The organism is Actinoallomurus sp. NBC_01490 (assembly GCF_036227085.1).
Classification (GTDB): Bacteria; Actinomycetota; Actinomycetes; order Streptosporangiales; family Streptosporangiaceae; genus Actinoallomurus; species Actinoallomurus oryzae.
Genome location: NZ_CP109433.1, coordinates 6,389,145 through 6,402,820, shown reverse-complemented (window position 1 = coordinate 6,402,820; position 13,676 = coordinate 6,389,145). Strand labels below are relative to the sequence as shown.

Annotated in this window: 15 protein-coding genes; 9 read left to right on the top strand and 6 right to left on the bottom strand. The window is 72.3% G+C overall.

The window, feature by feature from the left end:
- Positions 1 to 84 precede the first annotated feature (84 nt).
- A complete protein-coding gene (locus OG417_RS29955) occupies positions 85 to 504 on the top strand; it encodes an ABC transporter permease (protein WP_329235581.1) in 420 nt (139 codons plus the stop codon).
- Entirely contained in the window at positions 498 to 953 is a 456-nt protein-coding gene (locus OG417_RS29950) for an ABC transporter permease (RefSeq protein WP_329235578.1), read from the top strand. Before OG417_RS29955 ends, OG417_RS29950 begins: the two co-directional genes overlap by 7 nt.
- A gap of 15 nt (positions 954 to 968) precedes the next feature.
- On the opposite strand, the gene OG417_RS29945 is transcribed toward OG417_RS29950, so the two are convergent.
- Positions 969 to 1,577, bottom strand: a complete 609-nt coding sequence (locus tag OG417_RS29945; protein ID WP_329235575.1) for a TetR/AcrR family transcriptional regulator — start codon at positions 1,575 to 1,577, stop codon at positions 969 to 971.
- A 133-nt stretch (positions 1,578 to 1,710) separates the two neighbouring features.
- On the opposite strand from OG417_RS29945, the gene OG417_RS29940 reads away from it, so the two are divergent.
- Entirely contained in the window at positions 1,711 to 2,931 is a 1,221-nt protein-coding gene (locus tag OG417_RS29940; protein WP_329235572.1) for an FAD-dependent monooxygenase, read from the top strand.
- Here OG417_RS29940 and OG417_RS29935 read toward each other — a convergent pair.
- Both OG417_RS29935 and OG417_RS29930 read right to left on the bottom strand, forming a co-directional pair.
- A complete protein-coding gene (locus tag OG417_RS29935; protein WP_329235569.1) occupies positions 2,897 to 3,952 on the bottom strand; it encodes a zinc-dependent alcohol dehydrogenase family protein in 1,056 nt (351 codons plus the stop codon). The two genes, OG417_RS29940 and OG417_RS29935, sit on opposite strands and share 35 nt — an antisense overlap.
- A 60-nt stretch (positions 3,953 to 4,012) precedes the next feature.
- Positions 4,013 to 4,468 (bottom strand): Lrp/AsnC family transcriptional regulator, encoded by a 456-nt coding sequence (locus tag OG417_RS29930; protein ID WP_329235566.1) that lies wholly within the window; start codon positions 4,466 to 4,468, stop codon positions 4,013 to 4,015.
- A gap of 93 nt (positions 4,469 to 4,561) precedes the next feature.
- On the opposite strand from OG417_RS29930, the gene OG417_RS29925 reads away from it, so the two are divergent.
- The 5 genes from OG417_RS29925 to OG417_RS29905 all read left to right on the top strand — a co-directional run bounded on the left by OG417_RS29925 (position 4,562) and on the right by OG417_RS29905 (position 8,165).
- Positions 4,562 to 5,413, top strand: coding sequence for an LLM class flavin-dependent oxidoreductase (locus tag OG417_RS29925; protein WP_329235563.1), 852 nt, complete (start codon positions 4,562 to 4,564; stop codon positions 5,411 to 5,413).
- A gap of 3 nt (positions 5,414 to 5,416) precedes the next feature.
- The gene (locus OG417_RS29920; RefSeq protein ID WP_329235560.1) at positions 5,417 to 5,839 is read left to right on the top strand and encodes a nucleoside deaminase; all 423 of its coding nucleotides are present in this window, start codon (positions 5,417 to 5,419) and stop codon (positions 5,837 to 5,839) included.
- Between the two features lie 214 nt (positions 5,840 to 6,053).
- Positions 6,054 to 6,815: an alpha/beta fold hydrolase gene (locus OG417_RS29915; RefSeq protein ID WP_329235557.1), complete on the top strand. Its 762-nt coding sequence runs from the start codon at positions 6,054 to 6,056 to the stop codon at positions 6,813 to 6,815.
- A 58-nt stretch (positions 6,816 to 6,873) separates the two neighbouring features.
- Positions 6,874 to 7,236, top strand: a complete 363-nt coding sequence (locus OG417_RS29910; protein WP_329235554.1) for an ArsR/SmtB family transcription factor — start codon at positions 6,874 to 6,876, stop codon at positions 7,234 to 7,236.
- Positions 7,233 to 8,165, top strand: a complete 933-nt coding sequence (locus OG417_RS29905; RefSeq protein WP_329235551.1) for an SRPBCC family protein — start codon at positions 7,233 to 7,235, stop codon at positions 8,163 to 8,165. The genes OG417_RS29910 and OG417_RS29905 overlap by 4 nt, the downstream gene beginning before the upstream one ends.
- Here the strand turns inward: OG417_RS29905 and OG417_RS29900 are convergent.
- Genes OG417_RS29900 through OG417_RS29890 form a run of 3 tightly spaced genes read right to left on the bottom strand, consistent with a single transcriptional unit; the run spans position 8,138 to position 11,956 of the window.
- Entirely contained in the window at positions 8,138 to 8,785 is a 648-nt protein-coding gene (locus OG417_RS29900; protein ID WP_329235548.1) for a spermidine synthase, read from the bottom strand. The genes OG417_RS29905 and OG417_RS29900 overlap by 28 nt on opposite strands.
- A 19-nt stretch (positions 8,786 to 8,804) precedes the next feature.
- Entirely contained in the window at positions 8,805 to 10,835 is a 2,031-nt protein-coding gene (locus OG417_RS29895) for an intein-containing Rv2578c family radical SAM protein (RefSeq protein ID WP_329235545.1), read from the bottom strand.
- Between the two features lie 41 nt (positions 10,836 to 10,876).
- Positions 10,877 to 11,956 (bottom strand): site-2 protease family protein, encoded by a 1,080-nt coding sequence (locus tag OG417_RS29890; RefSeq protein WP_329235542.1) that lies wholly within the window; start codon positions 11,954 to 11,956, stop codon positions 10,877 to 10,879.
- A gap of 124 nt (positions 11,957 to 12,080) precedes the next feature.
- On the opposite strand from OG417_RS29890, the gene OG417_RS29885 reads away from it, so the two are divergent.
- A complete protein-coding gene (locus OG417_RS29885) occupies positions 12,081 to 13,631 on the top strand; it encodes a glycoside hydrolase family 10 protein (protein WP_329235540.1) in 1,551 nt (516 codons plus the stop codon).
- The last annotated feature ends 45 nt before the right edge of the window (positions 13,632 to 13,676 follow it).

Below are 13,676 nucleotides of genomic sequence, written 5' to 3'. Positions count from 1 at the left end.
TCATGAACTACACCGGCACGACGATCCGCGACGCCGAGGCCGGCTCGGCGGACCTGGCCCGCCGGATGATGAGGAGGTGAGCCGATGACCACCGACGTACGGGCCCCGGTGAACGTCGCGCGGGTGCACGTGGCACGCCGCGGCCTGGCTCACGACCTGCGCGCCGTGAAGATCGTCCTGCACCGTGAGCTGCTGCGTTTCCTCTACGACCGCAGCCGCATGATCTCCCAGGTGATCCAGCCGGTGCTGTACCTGCTCGTGCTGGGCACCGGCCTGGGGTCCCTGGTCTCCGGCGGTGGCACGGTGAACCTGAAGACCTTCATCTTCCCCGGCGTCATCGCGATGTCGGTGATGTTCACCGGGATGTTCTCGGCCGCCTCGATCGTGTGGGACCGGGAGTTCGGGTTCTTGCGGGAGATGCTCGTCGCGCCGGTCGGCCGGACCGCGATCGTGGTCGGCAAGGTCCTCGGCGGCGCGGTCGTCGCCAGTTCCAGGGCGTGGTGATCCTCGCGCTGGCCGGCCTGGCCGGAGTGCCCTACGACCCGGTGATGATCCTGACGCTGATCGCGGTGATGTTCACCGGGGCGTTCACCATCACCGCGTTCGGTGTGGTGCTGGCCGCGCGGATCCGGCGGATGCAGTCCTTCTTCGGCATCATGCAGATGGCGATGATGCCGATGATGTTCCTGTCCGGCGCGCTGTTCCCGCTGTCGGGCCTGCCGGCCTGGCTGAGCGTCCTGACCCGGATCAACCCGCTGACCTACGCGGTCGACCCGCTGCGGCACGCGGTGTTCGCCCACATCACCGCGAGCCCCGCGCTGAAGGCCCGGTTCAACCCCGGCGTCACCTGGTTCGGCTGGCACGTGCCTCCGCTGCTGGAGGTCGGCCTGGTCATCGCGCTGGGCGCCGGCCTTCTCGCCGGCGCGATCGCCCAGTTCCGCCGGACCGACTAGAGGCCCCGGCCGGTCCTACTCCGCGGCCGGCCGGGCACCGGTGGCGTAGGGGCCCAGCTCGGCGGAGAAGACACGTACGGCGTCGAGCAGGTCGGCCGCCGACGGCACGCCGCCGGGGTCCATGAGCCACTGGGCGGCCGTGCCCGACAGCAGGGCCTGCAGGTACGCGCCGATCATCTCGGTCCGGTGCGGGCCGAGCGAGGCCGCGTCGACGCCGAACAGTTCGGCCAGGCCCAGGCGGGCCTGCCGGTTGGCGGCGGCGAAGACGCCGCGCAGTTCCGGGGTGCGCTCGATGTGGGCGAGGACCTCGAACTGGACCGCCCACAGCGGCCGGGTCGTGGCGAACGTGTCGAGGATGTTCGCCCAGGTCGCCGCGAATCGTTCGGCCGGGTCCGCGTCGGCGGGGGTCGCGGCGGCCATCGCCGCGGCGATCTGGTCGCCCCACTCCTCGATCGCGCCGCGCAGCGCCTCGTTCAGCAGCACGTCCTTGGACCCGAAGTGGTAGCCGATGGCGGCGAGACTGACCCCGGACGCCTGCGCGATGTCGCGTGCGGTCGTCCGCGTGTAGCCCTTCTCCAGCAGGCAGCGCCGGGCGCCGTCCAGCAGATCCTCGCGATTGCCCATGCCGCCGACTCTACCGCGCCGATCGAACGAATGTCTAAGACATCCGTCTTGCACAAATGTCTAAATGCGTCGTATCGTCGGAGTCATGCGAGGCGCTCGGCCTCGGACGAGGCAGTGGCAAGGAGCCGTGAGGATGAAGAACGTCAATGTGTTGATCTCGGGTGCCGGCATCGCGGGCGTCACCCTCGCCCACTGGCTGCGGCAGCACGGCTTCACGCCGACCGTCGTGGAACGCGCCCCCGCCATCCGGGCGGGAGGCTACAAGGTCGACATCAGGGGCGCGGCGCTCACGGTCGCCGAGCGCATGGGCCTGCTGGAGGAGATCCGCGCGCTGCGCACCGACGTGCGGCGCGGCACCGTGGTCGACGCGGTCGGCAAGAGCGTGGCGAGCATGGACGGTGACACCTTCGGCGGCCGCACCCACGGCGACGCCGAGATCCTGCGCGGTGACCTGCACCGCCTGCTGTACCAGCGGACCGCGGAGTCGGTCACCTACCTTTTCGGCGACTCCATCACCGCCCTGCGCGAGACGCCCGACGGGGTCGAGGTCGACCTGGAGAGCGGGCGGAGCCGCACCTTCGACCTGGTGGTCGGCGCGGACGGCCTGCACTCGGTGACCCGCGCGCTGGCGTTCGGACCGCAGGAGCGGTTCGTCCACGACCTGGGCTACCGCATCTCGATCTGCGACGTGCCCAACCATCTCGGGCTGGATCGCGAGGAGGTCACCTACGTCGGCCCCGGCAAGACGATGCTCGCCTACAGCACCGCGGGGCAGGAGGGCGCCAAGGCGATGTTCCTGTTCGGCTCCGCCGAGTTGAGCGGTGAACCGAGCGACCGCGCGGGCCGGCGGAGCGCCCTGGCCTCCGTCTACGGCGGGGAGGGCTGGGAGGTGCCGCGCTTCGTCGCCTCGGCGGCCGCCGCGCCGGATCTGTACTACGACTCGATCAGCCAGGTCCGCATGGACCGGTGGTCGGCGGGCCGGATCGTCCTGCTCGGCGACGCCGCGTACTGCGCCTCACCGGCGTCCGGCCAGGGCACCAGCCTGGCCCTGGTCGGCGCGTACGTCCTGGCGGGCGAACTGGCCGCGGCCGGCGGGGACCACCACGCCGGGTTCGCGGCTTATGAGCGGGAGATGCGGCCGTTCGCCGAGGCGAACCAGAAGCTCGGCCCGGCCAACATCAAGCGGATGGTGATGCGCACGCGCGGGCAGGTCCGCGTCTCGATGGCGATGCTCGGGCTCCTGGACAGGCTGCCGGGCAAGGAATGGATCATGGCGAAGGCGGTCGCGCCCATCCACCGGGCCGCCAACGCGATCGCGCTCAAGGACTACCGGACCACGGTTCGATCATCGTGACGCCGGCGGCCGGGGCGGCTCCCACGGTCCCCATGGCCGCCAGCGCCGCCGGCGCCTCGGCCAGCCCGATCGTGGCGGTGATCAGGCGGTCCGGGCGCAGCGTGCCCGCGGCGACCAGGTCCAGCATCGGCCCGTACGCGTGGGCGGGCATGCCGTGGCTGCCCAGCACGCTCAGCTCATAGGCGATCACCCGGTCCATCGGAGGCGCCGCCGGGCCCGCCTCCGGCGGCAGCAGGCCCACCTGGACGTGCCGTCCGCGGCGGCGCAGGCACGCGATCGAGTTCGCAAAGGTCCGCGGGTCGCCGAGCGCGTCCAGGGACACGTGCGCGCCGCCTGCGGTGACCTCCTCGATCGCCTCCGGCACGCCGTCCGGGCCCCGGACGCACGCCTCGGCGCCGAACGCGCGGGCCAGCTCCAGCGCGGCGGGGGAGACGTCGACGGCCACCACCCGCGCGCCGGCCGCCGCCGCGATCATCACCGCGGACAGGCCGACGCCGCCGCAGCCGTGCACCGCCACCCACTGCCCCGGCGCGGCCCGCCCGTGCGCGGTCAGCGCACGGTAGGCGGTCGCGAAACGGCAGCCGAGGCCGGCCGCCGCCGCGAAACCGAGCCCCTCGGGCAGCGCGACCAGGTTCACGTCGGCGTTCTCCACGGCGACGTACCCGGCGAAGGAACCCCAGTGGGTGAACCCGGGCTGGGTCTGGCGTTCGCACACCTGCTGCTCCCCGGCCGCGCACGCCGGGCAGCGCCCGCACGCGCACACGAACGGGACCGTCACCCGGTCCCCGGCCCGCCACCCGGCGACCCGCGGCCCGGCCGCCTCGACCACCCCGGCCAGCTCGTGCCCGGGAACGTGGGGGAGCGCGATGCCGGAGTCGTGGCCCATCCACCCGTGCCAGTCGCTGCGGCACAGCCCGGTCGCCGCGACCCTGATCACCACCCCGCCCGGCGACGGCACCGGATCGGGCACCTCCCGCAGCTCCGGCATCCGCCCGAACTCCTCGAACACCACCGCTCGCACCCGACCGTCTCCTCCCCGCCGTCCGCGTCACCGTACCCCGGGCCGGGCGCGGAGCGGATCTCAGGTCGGCGGGGCCGCCCGGGGACCGCGGAAGGGCAGGGTCTGGCGGTAGACGATGTTCGTGGCGGTGCTGCCGAAGTCGGTCAGCTCGCCGACGATCCTCTCCAGATGGGTCATCGAGGCCGCCGCGACCTTCAGCGTGTAACAGTCATCGCCCGTGGTCCGCAGACACTCGAGGATCTCGTCGCGCTCGTCGAGCAGCCGGTGCAGCGGCTCGTGACGGTTGCCCGGATACTTGAGGCGGACGACGGCGAGCACGGGATACCCGACCTTCTCCAGGTCCACCTCGGCCCGATACCCGGTGATGACGCCGGCGGCCTCGAGCCTCCTGACACGCTCGGTCACCGCCGAGGCGCTGAGGCTCACCCGCCGGCCCAGCTCCGTGAGCGGAATCCGGCCCTCACGCTGCATCTCCGCCAGGATCGCCCAGTCCGTCGCGTCGAGGTCCTCGGCCATGACGCGAATATACCGGCAGATCAACGGCGAACCGGCCTTAGTACCGGGAATGGTCCCTTACGTCAGGGGTGATCGTCTGGATACCGTGAAGCGATGAAACTCGGCGTGAACGTCCCCAACTTCGGGCCCGGCACCGATCCCGGCGTGCTGCGCGACTGGGCGCGTACGGTCGAGGGACTCGGCTTCGACCTGCTGATGGTCTCCGACCACGTGGCGGTGACACCCGACGTGGCCGAGCAGTACCCGGCGCCGTTCTACGAGCCGTTCACCACGCTGTCGTGGCTGGCCGGCGTGACCGAACGGCTGCGGCTCGGCACCACCGTGGTCATCGTGCCGTACCGGCATCCGCTGCTGCTGGCCCGCATGGCCGCCAACCTGGACGACCTCAGCGGGGGCCGTCTCGTCCTCGGCGTGGGCGTCGGCTGGGCCCGGCAGGAGTTCGCGGCGCTCGGCGTGCCGTACGGCGAACGCGGCCGGCTCACCGACGAGCACCTGCGCGCCGTACGGGCCGCCTGGGCCGACACGGCCGACTACCGCGCCGGGGCGATCCCGCTGTGGGTCGGCGGCAACAGCGACGCGGGCATCCGCCGGGCCGTGACGCTCGGCGACGCCTGGCATCCGCTGCGGGTCACCCTGCCGTGGCTGCGGGAGGCGCGCGAACGCCTCACCGCCACCGCGCGGGACCAGGGGCGGCCCGTTCCCGCGCTGGCGCCCCGCATCGCCCTGCGGCTCACCTGCGCTCCGGTCACCGGCCCCGACCGGCTCGCCGGCGAGGGCACCCTCGAGCAGATCGTCGCGGACCTGGACGAGCTGCGCCGGCTCGGCGCCGAAACCGTCGTGCTCGACCCCTTCAACGGCGACCCCGAGGAGACCCGCCGCCCACGTGAGGCCTGGCGCGCGCTCGCGGCCGTCGCCGCCTCCTTCACCCCCGACCGATCGGAGTGAACCATGCCCCTGGACCCCGATGACCTGTTGCGCCGGGCCATCGCCCTGGCCGCCGAGGCGCGCGCGGCGGGCGACCCGCCGTTCGGGTCGCTGCTGGCCGGCCCGGACGGGCAGATCCTCGCCGAGGAGCGCAACACGACCGTCACCGGCGCCGACATCAGCGCCCACCCGGAGCTGAAGCTGGCCCGCTGGGCGGCGCGCGAGCTCGACCCCGCGACCGCGGCGGCCACCACGATGTACACCAGCTGCCAGCCGTGCCAGATGTGCACCGGAGCGATCGCCCGCTCCGGCCTGGGCCGCGTGGTGTACGCGCTGTCGGACGAACAGCTCGCCGGTCTCAAACCGGGCGGCGGATGGCCGGAGGTGCCCCAGGAGGGCCCGGCGCTGTACGAGGAGGCCCGCGTCCCGGTCGAGGGCTACTACTGAGCGCCGCGGCCGGGGGCGTGCGGCAGCCGCCGTCACCGGATTCCGGGCGGTCGGCGCCCGTCGGGTCGGCTCGCCGGCGAGGCGCCACCACTGACGGGGAGCGACCCGGAGGGCCGACGGGCCCGGCCGGGTGTTCCGGCGCCACCGGACCCGCCACCGGACCCGCCACCGGACCCGCCACCGGGCCGGTTCCGGCGGGTATACGCTCCGGCACATGCCGAGTCCCGCCGTGTCCTTCTTCTCCGGCCGTGACGGCGTGCGCCTCGCCTACCGGGAGGTGGGTGAGGGGAGACCGCTGATCCTGCTGCACGGCATCAGCGGAGACGCGACGATGTGGCTGCGTCACGGGCAGGCCGAGACGATCGCGGCACACGGCCATCGCGTGATCATGCCGGATTTCCGCGGGCACGGCAGGAGCGAGAAACCCCGGGACCGTTCCGCCTACCCCGCCGACGTCCTGACCGACGACGGCCTGGCCCTCGTCGAGCACCTGGGGCTGGACGACTACGACCTCGGCGGTTACTCGCTCGGGGCGCGCATCGTGGTGGGGATGCTGGCGCGCGGTGCGACACCCGGCCGGGCGGTGGTCGCGGGTCAGGGCCTGCGTCAGGTGCTCGGCTTCGGAGGCGGGGCCGGAGAGTTCCTGCGGCGGATCTTCGCCGGGACGGAGACGTTCGAGCCGGGCTCGCCGGAGGAGCGGGCCGTGCAGTGGTTCCGGTCGAGCGGCGACGACCCGGTCGCGCTGCTCCACGTGCTGGACTCGATGGTCGCCACACCCGAGGAGGCGCTCGGCCGCATCCAGGTGCCGACGCTCGTCGCGATGGGCGGCGATGACACGCGCGCCGATTCGGTCGACCAGCTGGTCGCGGCGTTGCCGCACGGCACTCGCGCCGTGGTGCCCGGAGATCACCAGACGGCGCCCGCCACACCGGAATTCGTCGCGGCGATCGTGGATTTCCTCGCCGACCGCCGGTGACCGTCGGCGGCCGCTATATGCCTTGAAGCGTATATATCTGTGTGGGTATGCTCCCTGCATGACCGCACCATTCGATGTGCTCGCCGAGCCGACGCGGCGGCGGATCCTCGATCTGCTGCTGGAGCGGCCCCGGCCCGTCGCGGAGCTGACCGAGGTCCTCGGCCTCACCCAGCCCGGCACCTCCAAGCACCTGCGGGTGCTGCGCGAGGCCGGTCTGGTGCGCGTCCGTGCCGAGGCGCAGCGCCGCTGGTACGAACTGCGGCCCGAGCCGCTCGCCGAGATCGACGCGTGGCTGCGGCCGTACCGGCGGCTGTGGGAACGCTCGCTGGACGCCCTCGAACGACACCTGGACGCGATGCCGGACGACGGGCCGGGCGACACGCCGGCCGGCCCGTCCCGGCGGACGGGAGACGACTCATGAACGCGACCCTGCACACCATCGACGGGCGCAGCGTCCTGCGGTTCGAGCGCCGCCTCGCGCACCCGGTGGAGAAGGTCTGGCGGGCGGTCACCGACCCGGAGCAGATGGCGCACTGGTTCCCCGCCATCGTCGAGATGGACCCGCGCCCCGGCGGCCGGATCCGCTACACCTACCCCGCCGGGGAGGCGGCGCCGGACGAAGGGGAGGTCATCGAGCTGGACCCACCGCGGGTTTTCGCCCTCACCTGGAACGGCGACGCCCTGCGCATGGAGCTGACACCCGACGGCTCGGGCACCCGGCTGGTCTTCACCCACACCTTCGCCGACCGGCCCATGGCCGGCAGCTTCGCCACCGGCTGGGACACCTGCCTCGGCGCGCTGGAGAAGACCCTCGCCGGGCCGGTCGAGGGGTCGCTCATCCAGCCGGAGCACTACGCCGAACGCCACGACGCCTACGTGGCGGCGTTCGGCCTGGGCGAGGGCACCTTCCACGCCGGCAGCGGCACGATCCGGTTCGAGCGGATGCTGCCCCATCCGGCCGGGCAGGTCTGGCCGGCGCTGACGCGGACCGGGGAGGCGGCGGCTCCGGCCATCGGCGACCCGCCGCCGCTGCCCGCCACCAACGCCTACGTCCCGGCGGGCGCCCTCACCGCCGTCCGCGCGGAAGAGCTGCTGGAATACACCTGGCTCCGCGACGGCGCACCGGCCGGGCGGGTGCGCTGGGAGCTGACCGGCGGTCACCCGGCCGGCACCCGGGTCGTGCTCACCCAGACCGGCCTGGCCGGTGAACCCGCCACCGCGCTGGCCGCCTGGCACACCCAGCTGGAGGTGTTCGCCGACCACCTGCGCGGCGTCACCCACTGCCCCTGGCCGAAGGACCGTACCGAGGAACTGGCCGCGCGCTACGCCGAGCGCACCGAGGCCAGGTAGACCACGTCGGGCTCGCCGCGCGGCACCGCCACCGGGCGGGCGGTGACGCCGGTGAACCGCTCCCGCAGCAGCGCCTCGAACGCCGGCGCGACACCGGCACTCCAGACCGCCAGCACGCCGCCGGGCCGCAGGCGCCCGGCCACCAGCGCCAGGCCCTCCGGCCCGTACAGGGCGGCGTTGCCGTCGGTGACGGTCCAGTCGGGGCCGTTGTCGATGTCCAGGCACACCACGTCGAACGCGGCCGTGCCCGCGCGCAGCCACGCCGCCAGGTCGGCGTGTTCGACGCGCACGCGCGGATCGGACAGGGCGCCGCCGGAGAAGGGCCGCAGATGACTCTCGTGCCAGCCGATGACCGCCGGCTCGCGTTCGATCACGGTCACCGAGCGCGCGTACGGGCAGCGCAGCGCCTCGGCGAGGGTGAAACCGACGCCCAGCCCGCCGATGAGGACGTCCGCGGGCCGCGCGAGACACTCCAGCGGGGCGCGGACCAGCAGGCGCTCGGACTCACCGGCGCGGGTGTCCATGAGGAACACGCCGTTGCTGATGATCTCGAAGTGCCGGCCGTCGCCGCGCAGCACCAGCTCGCCGTTCTCCCCGGCGCGGCGCTCATAGACCTCCACGCCGCCTCACCCTACCGACTCACAGCAGCGGCAGCTGCTCGGCGACCGGCCGGGGCGCGGCCGGCGGGGCCGGCAGGCGGCGGGGGTCGCGGCGGCCGGTGATGCCGTGCTTTTCGGCCAGCTCGGCGACCTTGGCGGAGATGCGCCGCTGGTAGTCCTTGGGCGCGTACGCGCCGCGCCCGTACAGCCGCTCGTAGGGGGCGATCAGCTCGGGACGGCACTCGCGCAGCCAGCGCATGAACCACTCGCGGGCGCCCGGGCGCAGGTGCAGCACGATCGGCGACACCGACGACGCGCCGGCCTCGGCGATGCGCCGGACCGCCGCCTCCAGCTGCCGGGGCGTGTCGGTCAGGTACGGCACGATCGGGCCCATCAGCACGCTACAGCCGATGCCGTGCTCCACCAGCGTGGCGCACACCTCCAGGCGCTTGAGCGGGCTCGGCGTGCCCGGCTCGATCAGCCGCCACAGCTCCTTGTCGACGAAGCCGACCGACACGGCCGCGCCCACCTCGGTGCGCTCGGCGGCCTCCTCCAGCAGTGGGAGGTCGCGCAGGATCAGCGAACCCTTCGTGAGGATGGAGAAGGGGTTGGCGTGGTCGCGCAGCGCCTCGATGATGCCGGGCATCAGCCGGTAGCGGCCCTCGGCCCGCTGGTAGCAGTCGACGTTGGTGCCCATCGCGATGTGCTCGCCGGCCCACCGGGGCGCGGCCAGCTCCCGGCGCACGAGCTCGGGCGCGTTGACCTTCACCACGATCTGGGAGTCGAAGTCGTGACCGGTGTCGAAGTCCAGGTACTTGTGGGTGCCGCGGGCGAAGCAGTTGTGGGAGACGACGCCGTTCGCGATGAAGTCGCCCGTCCCCGTGGTGATGTCGTACATCGGTACGTCCATGCCGATCGCCTCGACGGACGCGACGCCCAGCTCGGCGCTGCTCTTGAGCGCCACGCCTGCGATGTCCCGCTTACGGGTGATCACGGGATCGGTCAGGTGGAGGAACCTCAATCGTTCGGCGAGACCGCCCCGCAGCCGGACGACGCGCACCGGCCGCAGGTTCGGCCTCTCCACGGCCTCGATGACATAGTCGAATTCGAAATGCTCGAGGCCGCTGGTGATCGCTTGGATGATGTCGGCGTCGCCGTTCGTGATACGCAGGATCCCGTGTGAGCAGTCTCCCTCGGCGTCGAAGATGCCGGCGAGGAACCCCTTGCGCCATTCGTCCGTCGTGATGCGGGGCCAGGCGATGAGGTCCCTGACGACGTCGTTTCCTGCCTTACTCTGATTGTGGATGGCACGCATCGCCCGCCGCGTATCGGTGGCGTCTTGGAAGAGGAACTCCTTGGTGGGAACACCGAAGTCCTCAAGGAAACAACGCGTGCGATGCAGGGCCTCCTGATCGGCCAGGGCCAGCCGAAATCGGTAGATCTTCTGGCCGGTGGAAGCCGTGTACGACCCGAGATTCGCGTTGCCGCGGATCATTCCGCACAAATAGCCGAACCGGTAGTCCGCGTCCTTCTTAGGAGGAGCGGCGAACCCTCCTGTCCCCATCAACTTGTTATTACGCGTCAGGTGCGGGCGTCGGTCGGTGCCGTGCTCCGTGCCGGTGACGTACTTCCATCCGCGGTCGCTCAAGAATCGGTGATCGCCGCTTGCGATCAGCTCAGTGCCGTCCTCCAGGCGGATGCGATAAGCTGGCTTGGTCGTTTTCCAGTGCGCCAGCACTTCCGTCGCGACGTACCGACGATAGGAGCCCTTGACTTCCGTGCCGTAAATGGCATCGCCGATGCGTATGTCCCGAATCGGCTTGGTGCGCCCATTTGCCATGAGAATTGGCGTTTCGCCGTATATGCAATAGGTGCACGCATGACTGCATCCTCGGTAGGGATTTATCGTCCAGGTGAATGGCACCCGTGAGGTGCCGGGCACCTTGTTGATGATCGACTTGGCGCGGATCTCGTGGAAGGTGATCCCGCGGAACTCGGGCGTGTCGACCGTGACCGGCGGCCCGAACAGGCCCGGCTCCTGGCCGTCGAGTGACAGAGCGTCCCAGCGCATCCCCACATGCTAGAACACCAGTTCGAAGATCGTGTCCTGGGTCAGGAGGGAAGACGCTCCAGGGCGCGGGTCAGGTCGCGCGGGGTGACGATGCCGACGAGCCGGTCGCCGTCGAAGACCAGCAGGCGCTCGCGGGCCAGGCGGGGCAGCAGCTCGGCCAGCGAGGTGTGCGCGCCCGTGCGCCCGGCCTCCTCCACGACCGCGCCGACCGGCGCGCCCGGGTCCTGCTCCCCGATCCGCTCGGCGGTCACGATGCCGCGGACGACGCCCTCGTCCACCAGCGGGTAGGCGGTGTGGCGGTGACGGGGCAGCATCTCCCGCAAGAACTCCGCCGCCGTCATCGAACCGGGCACCGTGAAGGGGTCCGGCGTCATGATCCGGCCGATCGTGATGCCCTCCAGGCGGGCGATCACGCGGGCCTGGCCCGCCTCCATCCCGGCCGCGGCGATCAGGAACCAGCCGATCACGATGAGCCACAGCCCGCTGAAGGTCCACAGCGACACGTAGAACCCGGCGACCATCGCGGCCCAGCCGAACCCGCGGCCGGTCTGGGCCGCACGCAGCGTCGCCTTCGTCCGGTCGCCGGACAGCCGCCACAACAAGGCGTGCACGAGCCGTCCGCCGTCCAGCGGCGCCGCCGGGAGGACGTTGAACAGGGCCAGCACGACGTTGATCGCCGCCAGCCAGGCCAGGCACCCGGTGACCATGCCGTTCGCGCCCGCCAGCAGCAGGACCGCGGACGCGCCGGCCAGCACCACGCCCAGCAGTAGACTCACCAGCGGCCCGGCCCCCGCGATCCGCAGCTCCGCCCCCGGGCTGTCCGGTTCGCCCTCGAACCGGGCCACCCCGCCCAGCAGCCACAGGGTGATGCCGTCGACGGTCAGCCCGTTGCGGCGCGCCACGACGGCGTGCGCCAGTTCGTGGGCCAGCAGTGAGGCCATGAACGCGGCGGCGGTGAGCAGGCCGCCGAGGACGTACACGACCGGGTGCAGGCCCTTGTAGGACTGGGGCAGGCGGTCGGCGGCCAAACCGTACGCCAGGACAGCGAAGACGACGAGGACGGTCCAGTTGACGCCGACGCGCACGCCGACGATCCGGCCCAGCCGGAAGGTGTCGTTCATCCGCCGCCGCCTCATGAGAGTGCCCTTGGTGAACCGATACCCGGATGCGGGCTCGTACTCTCCGGCAGAATGCCATCCCATGGGCGGGTCACGGGGGCGGCACGGCAGGCGGAGACTCCGGCGGGTGAGCGCGGCGGCGGGCGCCGCGCTGCTCATCACGGCGGGCGGTGCGGGATGCGGCGGCGGCGACGACGAGCCGCACGCCTCGGCGGCGGGCGCGCCGGCGGCCGAATGCGGCCAGACCACCGCCCAGCGCGCCGGCGCGCGCCAGACCCGCGCGATGTGGATCGCGACCGTCAACAACGGCGACTGGCCCAGCCGGCCGGGGCTGCCGGTCGCCAAACAGCAGGCCGAATACCGCCACCTGCTGGACGTGGCCAAAAAACTCCACTTCAACACCGTCTACGTCCAGGTGCGCCCGGCCGCCGACGCGTTCTACGCCTCCCACTACGAGCCGTGGTCGCGGTTCCTCACCGGCCACCCGGGCGCGAACCCCGGCTATGACCCGCTGCGGTTCCTCATCACCGAGGCGCACCAACGCGGCCTGCAACTGCACGCCTGGTTCAACCCCTACCGCGCCGCCACGCAGGCCGACCCCAAGAAACTCGCGGCCAACAGCCAGGCGCGGCTGCACCCGGACTGGGTGCACCGCTACGGCGGCGCACTGTGGTTCGACCCGGGGCTGCCGCAGGTCCGCGACCTGGCCGTCCGGGTCGTCCTCGACGTGGTCCAGCACTACGACGTCGACGGCGTGCACCTGGACGACTACTTCTACCCCTACCCGATCGCGGGCAAGGCCTTCCCCGACGCCGCGACGTTCAAAAAGTACGGCGCCGGCTACAAGAACCTCGGCGACTGGCGGCGGCACAACGTCGACACCCTCGTCCAGGAGCTGCACACGCGCATCCACCAGGCGAAAGGGTGGGTGCAGTTCGGCATCAGCCCGTTCGGGGTGTGGCGCAACAAGTCCCGAGACAAGGCCGGGTCGGCCACCGCGGCGCTGCAGAGCTACGACGACATCTACGCCGACAGCCGCACGTGGGTGCGCAAGGGCTGGGTCGACTACATCGCCCCGCAGCTGTACTGGCCGGTCGGGTTCAAGGCCGCCGACTACCGCACACTCGTCGCGTGGTGGGCCAAGCAGGTCGCCGGCACCCACGTTCAGCTCATCATCGGCCAGGCCGCCTACCAGGTCGGCCAGCCCGGCGCGTGGAAGGACCCCGGCGAGCTGTCCCGCCACGTCGCGATCGACGCCGGCTACCCGCAGGTCGGCGGCGAGGCGTTCTTCAGCGCGCACGACCTGGCCCAGGACCGCCGCGGCTTCGCCACCCGGCTGCTGCGCGACCACTACTCCCATCCGGCGCTGGCCCCGGTCGCCGGCCCCGGCAAGCCCCCCGCGGCCCCGGCCGGCCTGACGGCCAAGAACGGCCGGCTGACCTGGAAGGGCGCCGGCGCCGCCGCGTACGCGGTCTACCGCGCCCCGGCCAAGAGCCCGGCGTGCATCGCACCGGACCGGAAGTTCCTGCTGAAGGTCGTCGACGGCGACGTGCACGCGACCTCCGACAAGACCGCCGAACCGGGCCGCACCTACACCTACTACGTCACCGCCCTGGACGGCCGCCGCCACGAGTCGGCGACGACGCGCGGCGTCCAGGCGACCGCGGCACGCGACTGAACCCCGGCGATCCGCGCCCCCGCCCGGCGGGGGCGCTCGCCCCGC

Excerpts from the sequence above, each read along its gene's own strand:
- OG417_RS29895 (WP_329235545.1), bottom strand. The coding sequence starts at position 10,835 with ATGCGCTGGGACGCTCTGTCACTCGACGGCCAGGAGCCGGGCCTGTTC.
- OG417_RS29905 (WP_329235551.1), top strand. The coding sequence starts at position 7,233 with ATGAACGCGACCCTGCACACCATCGACGGGCGCAGCGTCCTGCGGTTC.
- OG417_RS29930 (WP_329235566.1), bottom strand. The coding sequence starts at position 4,468 with ATGGCCGAGGACCTCGACGCGACGGACTGGGCGATCCTGGCGGAGATG.
- OG417_RS29915 (WP_329235557.1), top strand. The coding sequence starts at position 6,054 with ATGCCGAGTCCCGCCGTGTCCTTCTTCTCCGGCCGTGACGGCGTGCGC.
- OG417_RS29910 (WP_329235554.1), top strand. The coding sequence starts at position 6,874 with ATGACCGCACCATTCGATGTGCTCGCCGAGCCGACGCGGCGGCGGATC.
- OG417_RS29955 (WP_329235581.1), top strand. The coding sequence starts at position 85 with ATGACCACCGACGTACGGGCCCCGGTGAACGTCGCGCGGGTGCACGTG.
- OG417_RS29890 (WP_329235542.1), bottom strand. The coding sequence starts at position 11,956 with ATGAACGACACCTTCCGGCTGGGCCGGATCGTCGGCGTGCGCGTCGGC.
- OG417_RS29945 (WP_329235575.1), bottom strand. The coding sequence starts at position 1,577 with ATGGGCAATCGCGAGGATCTGCTGGACGGCGCCCGGCGCTGCCTGCTG.
- OG417_RS29940 (WP_329235572.1), top strand. The coding sequence starts at position 1,711 with ATGAAGAACGTCAATGTGTTGATCTCGGGTGCCGGCATCGCGGGCGTC.
- OG417_RS29920 (WP_329235560.1), top strand. The coding sequence starts at position 5,417 with ATGCCCCTGGACCCCGATGACCTGTTGCGCCGGGCCATCGCCCTGGCC.
- OG417_RS29925 (WP_329235563.1), top strand. The coding sequence starts at position 4,562 with ATGAAACTCGGCGTGAACGTCCCCAACTTCGGGCCCGGCACCGATCCC.